The organism is Citrobacter sp. RHBSTW-01013, assembly GCF_013781985.1.
GTDB lineage: Bacteria > Pseudomonadota > Gammaproteobacteria > Enterobacterales > Enterobacteriaceae > Citrobacter > Citrobacter braakii.
In genome coordinates this window covers 2,169,497-2,185,415 of sequence record NZ_CP056185.1, presented here as the reverse complement: position 1 = coordinate 2,185,415, position 15,919 = coordinate 2,169,497, and the positions used below count along the sequence as shown (strand labels likewise).

Sequence of the window (15,919 nt, the reverse complement as noted above, 5' to 3'; positions counted from 1 at the left end):
TATAAAAACATAGCGGGGGCGATGGCTCCCGTGTAAGTTATCTCAGGTTAAGAGACACAACCTAACCCGAAGATCCCACAAGGTTTTCAAATTATATCTGTAAAGCTAAGAATGGTGGTTTAGCTTTGCACCTGGAAGCAGAACCACCTATAAGGACATCTCCCCCCATGAAATTTAAATATCTTGCGTTATCCCTACTCGTAAGCTTGCCTGCCCTGGCTGAATCATCCCTTATTGCGTGCAGCCCTAAAGACAAAAGTGGGGATGACTCTGCAAGTATTTGGCCGAGCCCCTATTTGTCACAAAACAAACTCTGTTTCAACATAAGTGCCAATTCAGGTAGTACGTGTGTTGCTAACGGGAAAAGTACTTCCTGGTTTACTGAAGCCGTAATTGTTGATATTGATGGCGAACCACAAGGACGGGATGATACCTGGTTCCGGGTTGTACATCCCATAATCACTGATGAAAAAATAGAGTATGTGATCGAGGGTTCAAGAGATAAAAAAAATTGGGGGGGTGTATCACATGTCTCGATTAACAGACTTACGGGAGAAGCGGTAGACTGGTTTATCGCCGACCAAGGTGGAACATCTTATCAGTGTCATCTGGAAAAACGAAAAATCTGACTGGCATTATATTGTGCCGGTGATGCTGCCAACTTACTGATTTAGTGTATGATGGTGTTTTTGAGGTGCTCCAGTGGCTTCTGTTTCTATCAGCTGTCCCTCCTGTTCAGCTACTGACGGGGTGGTGCGTAACGGCAAAAGCACCGCCGGACATCAGCGCTATCTCTGCTCTCACTGCCGTAAAACATGGCAACTGCAGTTCACTTACACCGCTTCTCAACCCGGTACGCACCAGAAAATCATTGATATGGCCATGAATGGCGTTGGATGCCGGGCAACCGCCCGCATTATGGGCGTTGGCCTCAACACGATTTTACGTCACTTAAAAAACTCAGGCCGCAGTCGGTAACCTCGCGCATACAGCCGGGCAGTGACGTCATCGTCTGCGCGGAAATGGACGAACAGTGGGGCTATGTCGGGGCTAAATCGCGCCAGCGCTGGCTGTTTTACGCGTATGACAGGCTCCGGAAGACGGTTGTTGCGCACGTATTCGGTGAACGCACTATGGCGACGCTGGGGCGTCTTATGAGCCTGCTGTCACCCTTTGACGTGGTGATATGGATGACGGATGGCTGGCCGCTGTATGAATCCCGCCTGAAGGGAAAGCTGCACGTAATCAGCAAGCGATATACGCAGCGAATTGAGCGGCATAACCTGAATCTGAGGCAGCACCTGGCACGGCTGGGACGGAAGTCGCTGTCGTTCTCAAAATCGGTGGAGCTGCATGACAAAGTCATCGGGCATTATCTGAACATAAAACACTATCAATAAGTTGGAGTCATTACCTATTGTGCCTGAAGAATACGGGAGCTTATGCTCCCGATATTATTCTTAAGGACTCAGAGTTTAACAAGTCCTGCTTTAAGAGCCAGACGGACACATTTATTGGCTTCCTGCATAATCACCTCCTGTGGATATCGGTTCATTTCCCGATATCCATCAGATTTAGCCATGCGACCTTCCATTCCGGCATTATCCAGGACGGTTTTCCAGGCATCCCGTATTTTCTTTGAATCCTTTTCTCCCACGCCCCCCGACAGCGTTCCGAATAACTCTTTCGTATTGTTATTGAGATGTTTATATTCAGCAGCGTCCGGGTCTAATAGCATGGCCATTTTTGTTGATTGTCGGGTCGCTTCATAGCAGAGCCCTGCCGTTTCAAGCGATATTTTGGCTGCAAACGAGGTGGTAGAAAATCCTATAACAAAAAATGTAATAACAATCTTTTTCATGATATGAAGCCTCGGTAAATTATGCGTATGATATATATTTCAGACGAAGGGTAATATGAGGGAGGGACAGGTTATGTCCTGGTTGATAAAAATATTTCGATACCTCGTTCTTAGGGGGTTCCAAAAATATCTGCTTTCAGCCGGTCTGTATTATCTGGCATTAATAAAAAACCCTCAGATACCCTGTCTGACGCGCTCTCTTATCAGAGGGGCCAGTCGCACTTTGCCGGGTGCAATCACCTCTGTTACGGTTTCCACTCTCAATAAGTCACGCTGCCCTGTGCGATGGCACACGGAAAACTGCTGGCAAATGTCTTCGACTGACAGGGTATTGCCCGTATAAAGCTGAAGTAAGATCCATCCCAGTCTCTCGGCTATTTTCTCGCCTCGTGTTCGGTGCATAGTCCGTACCTTTATGGATTTGAAATTAAGAACCCTCACTCACAATTGCGTCTAACCAACTGTAATATCGACATAATTTTAAGGGTGTAAAACGTCCGTTGGGGTAATGATTAACAGACATCCCCCTGATTGGTCATTTAGGGGGAATGTTGGTAAAACCACGAGGGATCTGAGATCCCCCGTGTCTGCACATGTTTATGCGAACGGTCCGGTACAACCAGTATCATCATCATGCTGCGATGTACTGCGCATGAAGAGGATTACAAAGATGCCCGTTTTCTTCCTGTTCATAACAGGTCAACAACTTTCCACAGTTACCGTTACCCGGTAAATCCCCATAGACAGGTAATCCATAAAATTACCCTCCCATAAGGACCAGAGTTCATTCCTCTCTGCCGCCAGTGAAATATCCCCAGCCAGATAATGGAAGACGTATTGACCTGACCAACAAAAGTCCATTTCCTTTTCCAGCTCCGGATAGACTCGTCCCATGTAACTAAAGTCTGTGACATAATCGAAATACCATTCGTTATCCTGGCGGATGAACCGCATTTCAACCGGATGAAATCCGCCGGATTCTGCACTGTAGTCCGGGTCACGAAAATTAATGACTACTGCCCTGACAGATGTTTGCTGAGATTGTTCTGCCAGAAGCGTAACGATGTGCTGCTGAAATAATTTAGTGACAGGCAGCGTTAATCCTGCCTGTTTTAGGGCATACTGTGTTTGCATAATAGATTTTCCTGTAAAAGGTGAGTAGAGGTGTGTAGTAGTTTCTGGTTGTATAACAGTTCTGGTAAAGAATTAATTCTTCGCAATCCTTTCTCAATCGCCAACCTTACTGAGTGTTTTAAGACGCGCCCGCCAGTCAGCATATAAAACATGCGTAAACAACTTCTCAGGGTGCGCCTCAAGCAGGCATATATCCGGGGAGCGTAAAACAGCAGCCAGAAAACCGGCATTATTGGCACTTGCTCCTTTAAATAATGATCTGAATACGCCTGATGTGAAGCCCGTTGTCGGTTGAACTTCGAGTACACTTTCAATCTTAGAAAGTGGGACCCAGTCTTTAGAGAACAATCCACCGCTGCCATTTGCCATGAGGCGCAGATAGAGATCATTATCTTTTTCAGACATTGCCAGTTGCCATGTCAGCATGCCACTGGCTTTAGGGCTGATTTTTTCCGCCTGACCTGATTCAATTAGCAGCTTATAACTCTCTTCAGGTAATATTTGGCCATCTTCAGTGATACCTTTTTCAATATCACTTAAATCATTATTTAACTCCAGGCCCTCGTGTTCATTATTATTTTTTCCCGACTTTGACTTTCTCATTTTCATCTCCTGATTTTAATATAATTTACAGACGGGATTCCGCCATAGACATTAATTTATCAATCCCGCCCAGAGGACAATTGGGATGAAACAACAGATAAATACCATTTCCATTATCTTCTGTAATTGATAGCATCAAGTAATATTCATCTGTCAGATGGACCACGAACTCAGGGTTTGCAATTAAATGATGAATTACATCCAGTACGTGTCGTTTAATATCTTCGGGAACATCACCGGGTTCAATGTACATTAATGTTACACCCACCTCTCCCCAAAAATTCATTGCGGAAAGTTCATCATCAAATGGGAGTATCAGTTCTTTTCTCAAAACAGACATAACTGAATCGGGAAGAAGGAGCGACGGCAGGTCTTGCCAGCTCGAGATAAATTTCATTGAATAATCCTCATAAACAAAAAAACCCGATACGTTTTAAGTATCGGGGTTACACAGACAGGGTAAAGAATCTGGAATTGCCTTCAGGCGTCATCTAAATTCTTTCATAATATCCACAATCCTTGCAGATAAGCACTGGAGCATTATTCCTTTCACGCTGTTTAAGGAATCCAAATAGACGCTGTATCGCCCTGATGATTTCTTTAAGCAATTCTGGTAATTGCTCCGGGCTAATATAACCGGATGTCGATGTCAGAAACCGGTCATCGCGAGTCACCTTTGCTATATTTCCGGCAGTTTCTGTGACTGTATTCCGACTACCGCACTTAGGGCACTTTAACGGCATAATCATTCTCCACGTTTAAGAGATGCAAAAATCACTGTTCTTTACTGGTAGCTACGGGGGGTAAAAGAAGGTCGGTAACACCCTGCCTGGTCTGACGCATTCGCTCTGGTGTCAGTTTTGCGTAGCGCTCCGTACTCTGAATACTGGCATGCGCAAGCTGGGCTTTAACGTCATACAGACTGTACTGTCCGCTGGAGACAAGTAATGATGCGACAGAATGGCGCGTAGTGTGGAAACAGACTTCACTTTTATCTATCCCGCACTCTGCCAGTATTTTTTCATAGGCCCACCGGGGTTCTGATATCGGTTTTCCATTATCTTTTACGGCAAACAGATAGGGGTTGCTGCCAGCCCGTGGGATCGAATCAATAATGGATAATGCAACATCACTGAGATACACAGTTCTGCTGCGACCATTCTTAGTATAAGGAATGAATAACGACCTGTTATCCCGATCAATATGTTTGTGCATGACGTTAAGCATTTCTGATTTGCGGGTACCGGTTAACAACAGCATGGCTATTAGTCCCCCGGCAGCCTTATTGGGATATCGTGCCGCAGCGTCGAGGATCCTCCTGATCTCATCAGCGTCAAAAAAGCGCGTCCGCTGATTATTCTCCTTCAGCAAAGGGATCTTATCGGCTTCATTCTTCTCCAGGACATCCTGTCGTAGCGCATAACGCCCCATAGTTTTCAGAATAGCCAGCGCCCTGTTACAGGTAGACGGTGCATACTGCTGGTCTTGAATACGGCCCTCAAGCATGTCAAAAAGCACCTGCTGGATTTCCCGGGCCCGAAGGTCACAGTAACGTATCTTTCCCAGACGAGGTTCAATGTATTGCGTGAAACGCTGAACATCCTTATCCCAGGACTTTTTATGGCGCTTGATGAACGGAACATAGGTCAGGTGAAAAAACTCACTAAGCGTTGGCATCGCACGATAATTATCGCGCTCTGCCTTAGGGTCATTTCCCAGTGCAATCGCCTCCTTGTGACGACGAGCTATCTGACGGGCTGTCCCCACATCAATTTCAGGGAATCTGCCAATACTGATACTTTTTTTGGTACCGTGGAATGTGTAGCGCAGGAGGAAACGTTTGTTACCCGTTCGACCTGAGAGGCATTTGAGGCCAATGACCTCGGTATCAGATACCTCAAGCTCTGTAGATCTGGTATCTGTGTTTGCCGGAAGGGCTTTGATGGATGAATTGGTGAATCGGAAGGATTTTTGCATATTTATCCTCATGTATCTGATTGATATCATGAAAATAATATATATCTGAAGGTGTTTTTATTACGGGGCAGGATTGAAGAATGGAAAGGCTATTAGACGCGTACAAACGGATATTACAGGAAGTTGACGCCCAGTCATTTAACCTGAATGAAGATAAATACTCAGGCGTCTTTTTACCCGTGCCGTTTGAAGAATACTGGCACTCACCGGTAAAAATCATGCTGGTTGGACGTGAAACCGCTGGCTGGAATACGCTGAATGGTAAGAATACGATATCACGGATGCTGGGACTTATACCTGACGTCACCATCGGGCAGGTGGTTGAAGAGGCTGTAGATCGTTACAGGAAACATCTTCCGGTACAAAATGATGGCACCACGAACCTCAAATCACGTAGCCGCTTCACGCAGTATCATTTCCGGCTGGCCCGGGAGCTTAATATTCCTCCCCAGGCAATCGTGTATGCCAATCTACTGGCGTGGGATTACGACGGACTGACCCCTCTCAATCGCCCTCAAAATGAAGTGCAGGAAGTCATATTAGCCTCGCTGAAGCTGCTGGCGGTACAAATTAAACACCTTGAGCCTGATTTCATCATCTTTGCATCTGGAGCCCGGAGAACAGACTACATCATAAAACAGGTGCTTACTGAGCTAGGCGGCTATGAGACTTCTTCAGTCATTCCGGGGAAGCTGTGGGAGTTCAAAACAGGTAATACAATCTGTTTCAGAATTGCCCATCCAAGGGCTATGCGCGGACACCAGAAGTACAGAGATGAGGTGATTGCACGAATTAAGCAACTTTGTACTCAGGGTTGCTAGAGCATTACAACTTGCTCAGCAGGTCCCCCTTCCCGGAAGAGTACCGGAAAACAGGCAAAGCGGCCTGGTTCTCTATGCTGGAGGCGACACGTTCAATTCGGCATTGCCAAGCTGGAGATTGCACTTCATTGCACCCCGTGAGCACAGGATATGCACAGGGCGTGAATTCCAGGCACAAAAAAACCACCCGTAGGTGGTTTCACGACACTGCTTATTGCTTTGATTATTCTGCTTTTTTCCCATGGTACCCGGAACGAGACTTGAACTCGTACAGCCTATGGCCGAGGGATTTTAAATCCCTTGTGTCTACCGATTCCACCATCCGGGCTCGGGAAGAAATTGGAGGCGCGTTCCGGAGTCGAACCGGACTAGACGGATTTGCAATCCGCTACATAACCGCTTTGCTAACGCGCCGAAATCTTCTGGCTTTTCAGCCGACATCCGCTATTGCCGATGTCTTTAATTTGGAGCGGGAAACGAGACTCGAACTCGCGACCCCGACCTTGGCAAGGTCGTGCTCTACCAACTGAGCTATTCCCGCATCACCAAGTAACTTTGTTAATCACTTGATTTTGTTATCGTCTGGCAATCAGTGCTGCCGTTCGATGCGTTGCATTCTACTTACCTGACGCAATGAGTCAACGATATTTTTCACCACTGACGATCGTTTGCTGAAATTTGCGCCGAAACGATCACTGTTCAAGCAAATCTCCCCACGCAGCGCTCAAATACTGGAACATTGACCACAACGTCAGTATCGCGGCGACGAAGAAAAGTGCGATCCCGGCGTACTCTACCCAAATATTTGGACGCCACAGCAGCCATGCGAGCGCGGCCATTTGCGAAGTGGTTTTCACTTTGCCGATCCAGGACACCGCCACACTGCTACGTTTACCCAGTTCAGCCATCCACTCACGCAGCGCAGAGATAATAATTTCACGCGCGATCATCGTGGCGGCAGGAAGCGTTACCCACCAACTGTGATAGTGCTCGGTCACCAGCACCATCGCGATAGCCACCAGTACCTTATCAGCGACCGGATCGAGGAAGGCGCCAAAACGCGTGCTTTGGTTCCAGCGACGCGCCAGATAGCCGTCAAACCAGTCGGTGACCGCCGCAATACAGAAGATCAGCGCACAAACGAAGGGAGCCCAGGTGAATGGCAGATAAAAAGCCAATACAAAGAATGGGATCAGGATGACGCGAAACAGCGTGAGCAACGTAGGGATATTAAATTGCATATGACGGATAACTATCTGTTGTCAGTAAAATTACCCCTATGTTGCTACAGAGGGCCTAATGTTTCAACGAGTAGAAGATCTTTTCTGCCAGAGCTTGCGAAATACCCGGCACTTTTGCAATTTCTTCAATACTCGCGTTACGAAGCCCTTGCAAACCGCCCATATATTTCAACAACATCTGCCGACGCTTCGGCCCGACACCTTCAATAGTCTCCAGCGTGCTGGTACTTTTCACCTTCGCCCGTTTTTTACGGTGCCCGCTAATCGCATGATCGTGAGATTCATCGCGGATATGCTGGATAACGTGCAATGCAGGGGAATCCGGCGGAAGGCTAAAGCCCTCTCCTTCCGGCTCAAAGAACAGCGTTTCCAGGCCTGCTTTACGATCGGCCCCTTTTGCCACGCCCAACAAAAGCGGGTGCTGTTTGTCCCAGGGAACGTCCAGTTCAGCAAACACGGCTTTCGCCTGCCCCAGTTGACCTTTTCCGCCGTCGATCAATATGACGTCCGGAATCTTACTTTCTTCAATCGCCTTACCGTAGCGCCGACGGAGAACCTGATTCATTGCCGCATAATCATCACCCGGCGTAATACCCGTGATGTTATAGCGGCGATACTCGGCGCGCAGTGGTCCATTGGCATCGAATACCACGCAGGAGGCTACCGTCTGCTCGCCCATTGTGTGGCTGATATCAAAGCACTCCATGCGTTTCACTGCGGGTAACTTGAGTACTGATGCCAGCGCCGTCAGGCGTTGAGTAATGGTCGACTGCTGGGAAAGTTTTGTGGTTAACGCCACCGCCGCGTTGGTACGCGCCAGCTTCAGATACCGCGCGCGATCGCCTCGCGGTTTCGTCTGAACGTTGATCTTCCGCCCGGCCAGCTCAGACAGAGAGTCCGCCAGCAGGGTTTTATCGCTAAGATTAAAATCGAGCAGGATCTCACCCGGTAAGGTGCGCATCTGACTTCCCTGCAGATAAAACTGTCCGACAAAGGTTTCAACGACCTCGCCGAGTTCTGTTCCACCTGGTACTTTCGGGAAATAGCTACGACTGCCTAACACTTTACCCTGGCGAATAAACAGCACGTGCACACAGGCCATGCCGGCGTCAAACGCCACGCCGATGACGTCCAGATCGTCTCCGGTATTAGAGACAAACTGTTTTTCGGTCACGCGGCGTACGGCCTGAATTTGGTCACGAATGCGGGCAGCCTCTTCAAACTCGAGATTTTGGCTGGCCTTTTCCATCCGGGCGATCAGCTGCGTTAATACCTGATCGTCTTTCCCGGACAGGAACAGACGAACGTAATCAACCTGCTGCGCATACTCTTCCTCACTCACCAGACCCGCCACACACGGACCGAGGCAGCGGCCAATCTGATATTGCAGACAGGGCCGCGAGCGATTGCGATAAACACTATTTTCGCACTGACGAATAGGGAAGATTTTCTGCAGCAACGCCAGCGTTTCGCGTACAGCGTAGCCGTTAGGAAACGGTCCAAAGTACTCGCCTTTGGCATGCTTGGCCCCGCGATGCATTGCCAGGCGAGGATGGGTATCGCCGCTGAGGAAAATAAAAGGATAGGATTTATCGTCGCGCAGCAAAACGTTATAACGCGGCTGATACAGCTTGATGTAGTTGTGCTCAAGCAATAACGCCTCGGTTTCGGTGTGCGTTACCGTGACATCAATCTGCTGTATTTGCGCGACCAGTGCTTCGGTCTTACGCGATGCGAGGTTGCTACGGAAGTAGCTGGAAAGCCTTTTTTTCAGGTCTTTCGCTTTCCCGACGTAGATGACCGTCCCGGCGTCATCATACATACGATAAACGCCGGGCTGACTGGTCACGGTTTTCAGGAACGCTTTGGCATCAAACTGATCGGTCACTGGCTTGTTAATGTCTCCGCATTACACAGGCCATGGCGAATTGCCAGGTGAGTCAGCTCAACATCGCCGTGAATGTTTAATTTACTGAACATTCGATAGCGATAGCTGTTCACCGTTTTAGGACTAAGATTCAGTTGCTCTGAGATCTCATTGACCTTCTGACCTTTGGTGATCATCAGCATAATCTGCAACTCACGTTCAGACAAACTGGCAAACGGGGTTTCCGTTTTCTCAGGCTCAATCTGGCTAAGCGCCATCTGCTGAGCGATATCGGAGGCAATATAACGTTGGCCAGAATAAACCGAACGAATCGCACTCACGACCTCCTGGGGCGCAGCCCCCTTACTGAGATAGCCCGCGGCTCCCGCCTGCATGACTTTTGCAGGTAACGGGTTTTCGGTATGGACAGTCAGCATGATCACTTTAATGTCAGCCGTTGAACGCGCAATTTTACGCGTTGCCTCAAGGCCACCAATACCGGGCATATTCATGTCCATCAGCACAACGTCAACGGAATTTGAGCGGCACCATTTTACCGCATCTTCACCGCAGCACGCCTCGCCGACAACTTTAATGCCTTTTATATCTTCAAGAATGCGTCGTATCCCTGCGCGCACCAGTTCGTGGTCATCAACAAGAAAAACGTTGATCAAAGGAATATCTCCAGAATAGGGATAACGCTACCGATAGTTAATCGGTCCTATGTTAACGGGTTTTATCTCAACTTTGAAATGTAAAAATCGCCGTCTTTCGATTTTGCTCTCGTTTTTGGAAATTAGAAGGTACGACGAGTGGAAACTTTCTGTTATGGCAACCTTTTGCCACGGTTATATCTGCATAGCTGTTTCAGAATAGTGACAAAAAATTCATATTCGTCCGTTGAATGCAAAATAGGCAGCTAAAGTTGTAACAATAATTAACGAGTAAAATACTCGAAATAAACAACAGGTGGAGAAAATATATGCACCGCAACATGTTGTTTATTTTAATGTCCGCGACTTATGTTTGCGCAGAAAACAACCGCTGATATTTTTAGCCTCGCTTATGGTATACTCCGGCGCCTTAAGATTTGACATCGCACTTTTTCATTGAAACATAACGAGGAAAATAAATGAGTACGCCTGACTTTTCCACTGCTGAGAATAACCAGGAACTGGCCAATGAAGTCACCTGCCTGAAAGCCATGTTAACGCTGATGCTGCAGGCAATGGGCCAAGCCGATGCAGGGCGCGTGATTCTTAAAATGGAAAAACAGATCGCGCTGATTGAAGATCAATCACAGGCTGCGGTATTTTCCAGCACTGTTAAGCAAATTAAACAGGCCTACCGCCAGTAATAAGAACCCGGCTGACAGCGATGCTCTCAGCCGGGTTTGCGTCTGACACTCAGAACGATAATTTACTCAGATCAGCCCGGTTGCCGCGGCATAACAGGCGATCTGCGTTTTGTTGGGTGCATTAAATTTCTTTTGCATATTTTTCTGGTGAAAGTTAACGGTATTTTCAGAAATCGACAGAATTATCGCTATCTCTGAAGAGGTTTTCCCCTCTGCCGTCCATTTCAATATCTCTTTTTCCCGCTTGCTAAAGCGCATCTCTGGCGCCATGACCATGTCATCTTGCAGCCGCGTCAGTACCGACAAGCTTTCCCGCACCAGCAGTTGCATCCTGAGCTCTACCTCATCGTTTGCAAAGCGACTATTACGGACACTCGCACGCGATACCGATAAAAAACCCAACGCCCGATTAGGCAACATTAAGCATTGCGTCATCCCTTTACGTAAACCGTGATTGCGCGCAGCATCCCACAGGGGCTGTGCATCGCGAAATAAGGTATCGTTCCAGGGTAAATGCCCCTGACTGAAGTTTTCAGGCTTCAGCACCGGATCAATAGCGAAATAATTCTCGGACTGATAATGCGCCACCCATGCTTTGGGATAGGTCGTGTGAAGCGACGTTTTAGGTCGGGTAAAAGGTACGGGATGACGAACACAGAGCGCGTAAAAATCGAACTCTAAATGCTGCGTCTGTTGTTGTAATTCATTATAGACATCCTCTGCCGTCGCCATTTCCTGAAAGCGTAACAGCATGCTCCGTCGCCAGGTGAAGAAATCATGACCCTGCATACTAAGTGGTAATACCCCTGAGATTGATAATCATCCAAACATATGAAACAAGCTAACACATAAATGTATTTTATATATGCAAATTATCGGACAAATGAACAATTACTTGAGCATTACTCAACAACGGCAGGAAGTAACGGTATTGGGAGTTAATAATAAAGCAATAATTATAAATAGTTATGCGAACAGCACTCGTCAAAAAACAATTTCGACAAGTGCTGCATGCACTATTTATTGCATCAGAAACTTTTCAAGAAACTGACGGGTTCGCGGTTGCTGCGGATGCGTGAATAAGGATTTAGCGGGCCCCTGCTCCACTATCCGTCCTTGATCCATAAATATCGCCCGATCGGCAACGTCGCGCGCAAAGCTCATTTCATGCGTCACAATCACCATGGTGCGTTTTTCCTGCGCCAGTTGGCGGATGGTATTAAGTACCTCACCAACCAGTTCAGGATCAAGCGCGGAGGTAGGCTCATCAAACAGAATCACCTCAGGTCGCATCGCCAACGCTCGGGCAATAGCCACGCGCTGCTGCTGCCCGCCGGACAAACGCCGCGGATAGCTGGTTTCTTTACCAGCTAACCCGACTTTCGCCAGCAGTTCGCGCGCTCGGACTGTCGCTTCGGCTTTCGGTTCGCCTTTAACAATCACCGGACCTTCAATAATGTTTTCCAGCACCGTGCGATGCGGGAACAAATTAAAGTTCTGGAACACAAAGCCCACGTGCTGGCGCAACTGACGAATCAGACCTTTCTGCTGAGTTAACGAACGCGCGGTATCAATGGTAATCTCACCCACCTTAATGGTGCCCGCCTCCGGTTGCTCCAGCAAATTAATGCTGCGCAGCAGCGTAGTTTTGCCCGAACCGCTCGGCCCGATAATCGCCACAACTTCACCGGGTTTGACGTCAAGATCGATCCCATGCAGCACCGTTTGCCCATGGAATTTTTTGACCAGGTTTCTGACTTCGATAGCACTCATTTCGGCTCTCTCTCCTGGCGATTCAGTTGCTCTTCAAAATAGTTTTGCAGTGCAGAAAGCACCGTCGCCATCACCCAATAAATCAACGAGGCTGCCAGATACATCGTGAATACCTCCAGCGTACGCGAGGTAATCAACTGCGCCTGACGGAACAGTTCCGGTACCTGAATAGTCGCGGCCAGAGAGGTGTCTTTCACCAGGCTGATAAAGCTGTTACTCAGCGGTGGGAGCGCAACCCGCGCAGCCTGCGGCAGGATTGCCCGGCGCATGGTTTGCCACCGCGTCATCCCAATACTGGCACCCGCTTCCCACTGCCCTTTGTCGATGGAGGAGATTGCCGCACGCAGCGTTTCCGCAGCGTAGGCCGCCGTATTAAGCGATAAGCCAATCATCGCCGCCGGAATAGGATCAAGCTCAATACCAAACTGCGGCAGACCGTAATAGATCATGAACAGCTGGGCAATCAACGGCGTTCCGCGAAAGATAGAGATATAAAAGCGCGCCAGCCAGCGCACAGGCAGCAGCGGCGACAGACGCATCAGCGCCAGGATAAACCCCAGCACGAGGCCAAAGAACATCCCACCGATACTCAGTTGCAGCGTAAACACTGCGCCCTTGAGCAGATACGGCAGAGAATCAATCACCAGTTGGATACTTTCATGCATTAGCGTTTTTCTACCTGGTCGTTACACGTGAGGATGGTAGGCAAACAGCGCAGGCGCCCCACCAGTATGAATAAAGAGAATTGGCCCTTCATCCTTGAAGCGCTTCTGGCTAATGCCATCAATCAGACCCGCCATCGCCTTGCCGGTATACACCGGATCCAACAAAATGCCTTCCAGACGCGCCAGCAGTTTTACCGCCTCCATGCCCTCTTCGTTTGGCGTACCGTAGCCCGGCGCATAATAATCGTCCCATAACAGGATTTCCGCTGAGGCCGTCAGTTCCAGCTCCCGGGCAATATCCTGCTGCAGTGCAACAACTTTGGGCTTTTGATCCGCCACGCTGCGTGAGACGGTCACGCCGATGAGTTCAACGTCTGGCATCAATTGCTCCAGGCCCACGGCCAGTCCGGCATGGGTTCCCGCACTGCCCGAGGCCACCACTACGGAAGAGAGCGAAACGGCCCCTTCACACTGTTGGGCAATTTCCAGCGCGCTTTCCACATAGCCCAGCGCACCCAGTGCATTGGAACCCCCAACCGGGATCACATACGGGCGGAACCCTTGCGCTTCAATCCGCGTCGCCAGATCCTGCAGCTGTGCATTCGGATCGGTCAGCGCATCGCACATTTCAATTTGCGTATTAAACAGGTCCAACAGCAGACGGTTGCCATTGGTGAGATAGTTTTCGGCAGTGGTGCCTATCGGATTTTCCAACAACGCCACGCAGTGCAGGCCTAGCTTAGCGGCGACCGCCGCCGTCTGGCGAACATGGTTAGACTGAATCGCACCCGCGGTTATCAGCGTATCCGCGCCTTCACGCAGCGCGTCTGCGGCCAGAAACTCCAGCTTACGCAGCTTATTGCCGCCCATAGCCATCGGCGTGACGTCATCGCGTTTAATGAAAATATCGCGCCCGAGGTAATCTGAGAGGCGCGGAAGATATTCGAGTGGCGTTGGCGCGCCAATAAATTCCAGACGTGGAAAGCGCGTTAAATTATGCAGCGGCATACAGCCTCCGGTATTCGTTGTTGTGATGTTCTTTTATTATGCACGTTCAGGCGCAATGAAATAAAAAAAGGCGCTGTTAAAGGCGCCTTTTTTCATCAGGTGACGATTATTTCGTCACATCTGCTCCAAACCATTTTTCAGACAGGGCTTTCAGCGAACCGTCTTTCTGCATTTCAGCAATGGCTGCATCAACCGCTTTCAGCAGATCTTCATTGCCTTTACGCAGCGCCACGCCGGACTCCTGGCGGGAGAATGCTTCACCGGTAACGGCCAGCGTATCCTTGGTTTTTTTCACCAGATCCAGCGCGGCCAGACGGTCAACCAGGATGGCGTCGATACGACCTACGCGCAGATCCTGATATTTGGTCGGGTCATCATCATAGGTACGAATATCCACGCCCTGTACGTTCTGGCGCAACCACTCTTCATAGTTGGTTCCCAGACCCACGCCGACTTTTTTACCTTTCAGATCGGCAGCAGTCTTAATAACGCCTTCATTGCCTTTCTTCACCAGCGCCTGGATACCAGAGACCGTATACGGGGTAGAGAAATCGTATTTTTTCTTACGATCATCAGAGATAGTCACCTGGTTGATCACCACGTCAATGCGTTTGGAATCAAGAGAAGCCAGCATACCGTCCCATTTGGTCGGCTTCAGCGTGGCTTTCACCCCAAGATGCTTGGCCAGTTCCTCGGCAAACTCCACTTCGAAACCGGTCAGCTTGCCGTCATCGCCCTGAAAACTAAACGGGGGATAGGTCCCTTCCAGGCCCACCAGCAGCGTGCCGCGCTCTTTAACTTTATTTAACAGACCTTCATCTGCATAAGTCTTCACACTCATTCCGGCGACAAGTGCAACAGCCATTACACCCATCAGAGCCTGACGTCCCAGAAGTGCTAATTTCATAGTTACCCCGAATATTGTCATTAGTGACTATCATTTATGACTACAGTGTAAAGCGTTTGCCGTGATCCACAAACACGACTCTGTTACACCTTATTCGTTTTTAATATATATCAGAACTGGCTGTCCAGGAGGATTTCTGCATATGTCCCATATGCGTATGGGCTTTAAACTGCTCATACTTACGCAAGGCGATGCGGTAATTGTTGGTGCTGGTTTCCGGCAGCCACGGGGCAAGGTTTTCGTCGAGAAACCCTTCCTGCAGCAGATCGTGAGAGATATTTTGTTCGGTCAGATGATTCCCGAGGCGACGCAGGCGCACAACGTATTCGCGTACCGTGCCGTGACTCATTTCGGTCTGCTCGAATAAAAATTGCTTGAAGCCGATAATGTCAAAAAAGTCGCTCTGCTCTTTGCAGTGCAAATCACCACAAAAACGACACAGCGCCACCCACTCTTTTTTCTCCTGTTCCCACTCTGCTTCATTCAGCAACGTGTCCAGTCGGGCGATGGCGATTTTATTCACAATTTGCCCGCGGCGAACCAGCGTGATCCTGTCGAGCAACTTAAAGCAATGGGCGCAATGCGTCTGGCTGTGTTTGAAATCTTTGAGGTAGCGGCTTAGAGGCCGTCTTTTTGATTGCTGCACCGTCATGAGAACTCCTGGTAGTCAATTCGTAATGCGGCATTGTTCAGGGGTAATGGTGT

The 15,919-nt window shown here is 48.8% G+C and carries 18 protein-coding genes, 3 tRNA genes and 1 pseudogene; 5 read left to right on the top strand and 17 right to left on the bottom strand.

Annotation, left to right across the window (positions count from 1 at the left end):
- Positions 1–167 precede the first annotated feature (167 nt).
- The gene (locus HV350_RS10595) at positions 168–629 is read left to right on the top strand and encodes a hypothetical protein (protein ID WP_021536924.1); all 462 of its coding nucleotides are present in this window, start codon (positions 168–170) and stop codon (positions 627–629) included.
- 73 nt (positions 630–702) lie between these two features.
- A protein-coding gene (locus tag HV350_RS10590) for an IS1-like element IS1A family transposase (protein WP_103215986.1) occupies positions 703–1,400 on the top strand; the annotation gives its coding sequence in 2 pieces (ribosomal slippage) (positions 703–952 and positions 952–1,400; 699 coding nt in all).
- A gap of 68 nt (positions 1,401–1,468) precedes the next feature.
- On the opposite strand, the gene HV350_RS10585 is transcribed toward HV350_RS10590, so the two are convergent.
- The 5 genes from HV350_RS10585 to HV350_RS10565 all read right to left on the bottom strand — a co-directional run bounded on the left by HV350_RS10585 (position 1,469) and on the right by HV350_RS10565 (position 5,575).
- Positions 1,469–1,861, bottom strand: a complete 393-nt coding sequence (locus tag HV350_RS10585) for a hypothetical protein (protein ID WP_021536923.1) — start codon at positions 1,859–1,861, stop codon at positions 1,469–1,471.
- A 699-nt stretch (positions 1,862–2,560) separates the two neighbouring features.
- Positions 2,561–2,995 carry a DUF2787 family protein gene (locus HV350_RS10580; RefSeq protein ID WP_063135756.1) on the bottom strand — a complete coding sequence of 145 codons (435 nt, stop codon included), beginning with the start codon at positions 2,993–2,995 and terminating at the stop codon, positions 2,561–2,563.
- A gap of 93 nt (positions 2,996–3,088) precedes the next feature.
- The gene (locus tag HV350_RS10575; protein WP_181630436.1) at positions 3,089–3,598 is read right to left on the bottom strand and encodes a hypothetical protein; all 510 of its coding nucleotides are present in this window, start codon (positions 3,596–3,598) and stop codon (positions 3,089–3,091) included.
- A 25-nt stretch (positions 3,599–3,623) separates the two neighbouring features.
- A complete protein-coding gene (locus HV350_RS10570; RefSeq protein WP_023314390.1) occupies positions 3,624–3,995 on the bottom strand; it encodes a hypothetical protein in 372 nt (123 codons plus the stop codon).
- A gap of 377 nt (positions 3,996–4,372) precedes the next feature.
- Positions 4,373–5,575: a site-specific integrase gene (locus HV350_RS10565; protein ID WP_181630434.1), complete on the bottom strand. Its 1,203-nt coding sequence runs from the start codon at positions 5,573–5,575 to the stop codon at positions 4,373–4,375.
- A gap of 80 nt (positions 5,576–5,655) precedes the next feature.
- On the opposite strand from HV350_RS10565, the gene HV350_RS10560 reads away from it, so the two are divergent.
- Positions 5,656–6,396 carry a hypothetical protein gene (locus HV350_RS10560; RefSeq protein ID WP_167586937.1) on the top strand — a complete coding sequence of 247 codons (741 nt, stop codon included), beginning with the start codon at positions 5,656–5,658 and terminating at the stop codon, positions 6,394–6,396.
- Between the two features lie 242 nt (positions 6,397–6,638).
- Here the strand turns inward: HV350_RS10560 and HV350_RS10555 are convergent.
- The 6 genes from HV350_RS10555 to uvrY form a co-directional block, all read right to left on the bottom strand.
- Positions 6,639–6,724: transfer RNA gene (locus HV350_RS10555), tRNA-Leu, on the bottom strand.
- 12 nt (positions 6,725–6,736) lie between these two features.
- A tRNA-Cys gene (locus HV350_RS10550) sits at positions 6,737–6,810 on the bottom strand.
- Positions 6,811–6,861: 51 nt separating this feature from the next.
- Positions 6,862–6,937 (bottom strand) — tRNA-Gly (locus HV350_RS10545).
- A gap of 151 nt (positions 6,938–7,088) precedes the next feature.
- Positions 7,089–7,637 carry a CDP-diacylglycerol--glycerol-3-phosphate 3-phosphatidyltransferase gene (gene pgsA / locus HV350_RS10540; RefSeq protein ID WP_016153472.1) on the bottom strand — a complete coding sequence of 183 codons (549 nt, stop codon included), beginning with the start codon at positions 7,635–7,637 and terminating at the stop codon, positions 7,089–7,091.
- Positions 7,638–7,692: 55 nt separating this feature from the next.
- Positions 7,693–9,525 carry an excinuclease ABC subunit UvrC gene (gene uvrC, locus HV350_RS10535; RefSeq protein ID WP_016153473.1) on the bottom strand — a complete coding sequence of 611 codons (1,833 nt, stop codon included), beginning with the start codon at positions 9,523–9,525 and terminating at the stop codon, positions 7,693–7,695.
- Positions 9,522–10,178 carry a UvrY/SirA/GacA family response regulator transcription factor gene (uvrY, locus tag HV350_RS10530; protein ID WP_006684079.1) on the bottom strand — a complete coding sequence of 219 codons (657 nt, stop codon included), beginning with the start codon at positions 10,176–10,178 and terminating at the stop codon, positions 9,522–9,524. The genes uvrC and uvrY overlap by 4 nt, the downstream gene beginning before the upstream one ends.
- A gap of 348 nt (positions 10,179–10,526) precedes the next feature.
- On the opposite strand from uvrY, the pseudogene HV350_RS26830 reads away from it, so the two are divergent.
- Together HV350_RS26830 and HV350_RS10525 are read left to right on the top strand one after the other, a co-directional pair.
- Positions 10,527–10,595: pseudogene (locus tag HV350_RS26830) on the top strand (hypothetical protein); the annotation flags it as partial.
- A gap of 41 nt (positions 10,596–10,636) precedes the next feature.
- Complete coding sequence (locus HV350_RS10525) at positions 10,637–10,861, top strand: DUF2594 family protein (protein ID WP_016153474.1); 225 nt, start codon at positions 10,637–10,639, stop codon at positions 10,859–10,861.
- A gap of 66 nt (positions 10,862–10,927) precedes the next feature.
- On the opposite strand, the gene sdiA is transcribed toward HV350_RS10525, so the two are convergent.
- The 6 genes from sdiA to fliZ form a co-directional block, all read right to left on the bottom strand.
- Positions 10,928–11,650 (bottom strand): transcriptional regulator SdiA, encoded by a 723-nt coding sequence (gene sdiA, locus HV350_RS10520; RefSeq protein WP_016156833.1) that lies wholly within the window; start codon positions 11,648–11,650, stop codon positions 10,928–10,930.
- 231 nt (positions 11,651–11,881) lie between these two features.
- Positions 11,882–12,634: an L-cystine ABC transporter ATP-binding protein TcyN gene (gene tcyN, locus HV350_RS10515; RefSeq protein ID WP_137350775.1), complete on the bottom strand. Its 753-nt coding sequence runs from the start codon at positions 12,632–12,634 to the stop codon at positions 11,882–11,884.
- Positions 12,631–13,299 (bottom strand): cystine ABC transporter permease, encoded by a 669-nt coding sequence (gene tcyL, locus HV350_RS10510; RefSeq protein ID WP_003030474.1) that lies wholly within the window; start codon positions 13,297–13,299, stop codon positions 12,631–12,633. Before tcyL ends, tcyN begins: the two co-directional genes overlap by 4 nt.
- A 21-nt stretch (positions 13,300–13,320) precedes the next feature.
- On the bottom strand, positions 13,321–14,307 hold the full coding sequence (dcyD, locus tag HV350_RS10505; RefSeq protein WP_047358000.1) for a D-cysteine desulfhydrase: 987 nt from the start codon (positions 14,305–14,307) through the stop codon (positions 13,321–13,323).
- A 106-nt stretch (positions 14,308–14,413) separates the two neighbouring features.
- The gene (tcyJ, locus tag HV350_RS10500) at positions 14,414–15,214 is read right to left on the bottom strand and encodes a cystine ABC transporter substrate-binding protein (RefSeq protein WP_016156835.1); all 801 of its coding nucleotides are present in this window, start codon (positions 15,212–15,214) and stop codon (positions 14,414–14,416) included.
- Positions 15,215–15,314: 100 nt separating this feature from the next.
- Positions 15,315–15,866 (bottom strand): flagella biosynthesis regulatory protein FliZ, encoded by a 552-nt coding sequence (gene fliZ, locus HV350_RS10495; protein ID WP_016153478.1) that lies wholly within the window; start codon positions 15,864–15,866, stop codon positions 15,315–15,317.
- Positions 15,867–15,919 lie beyond the last annotated feature (53 nt).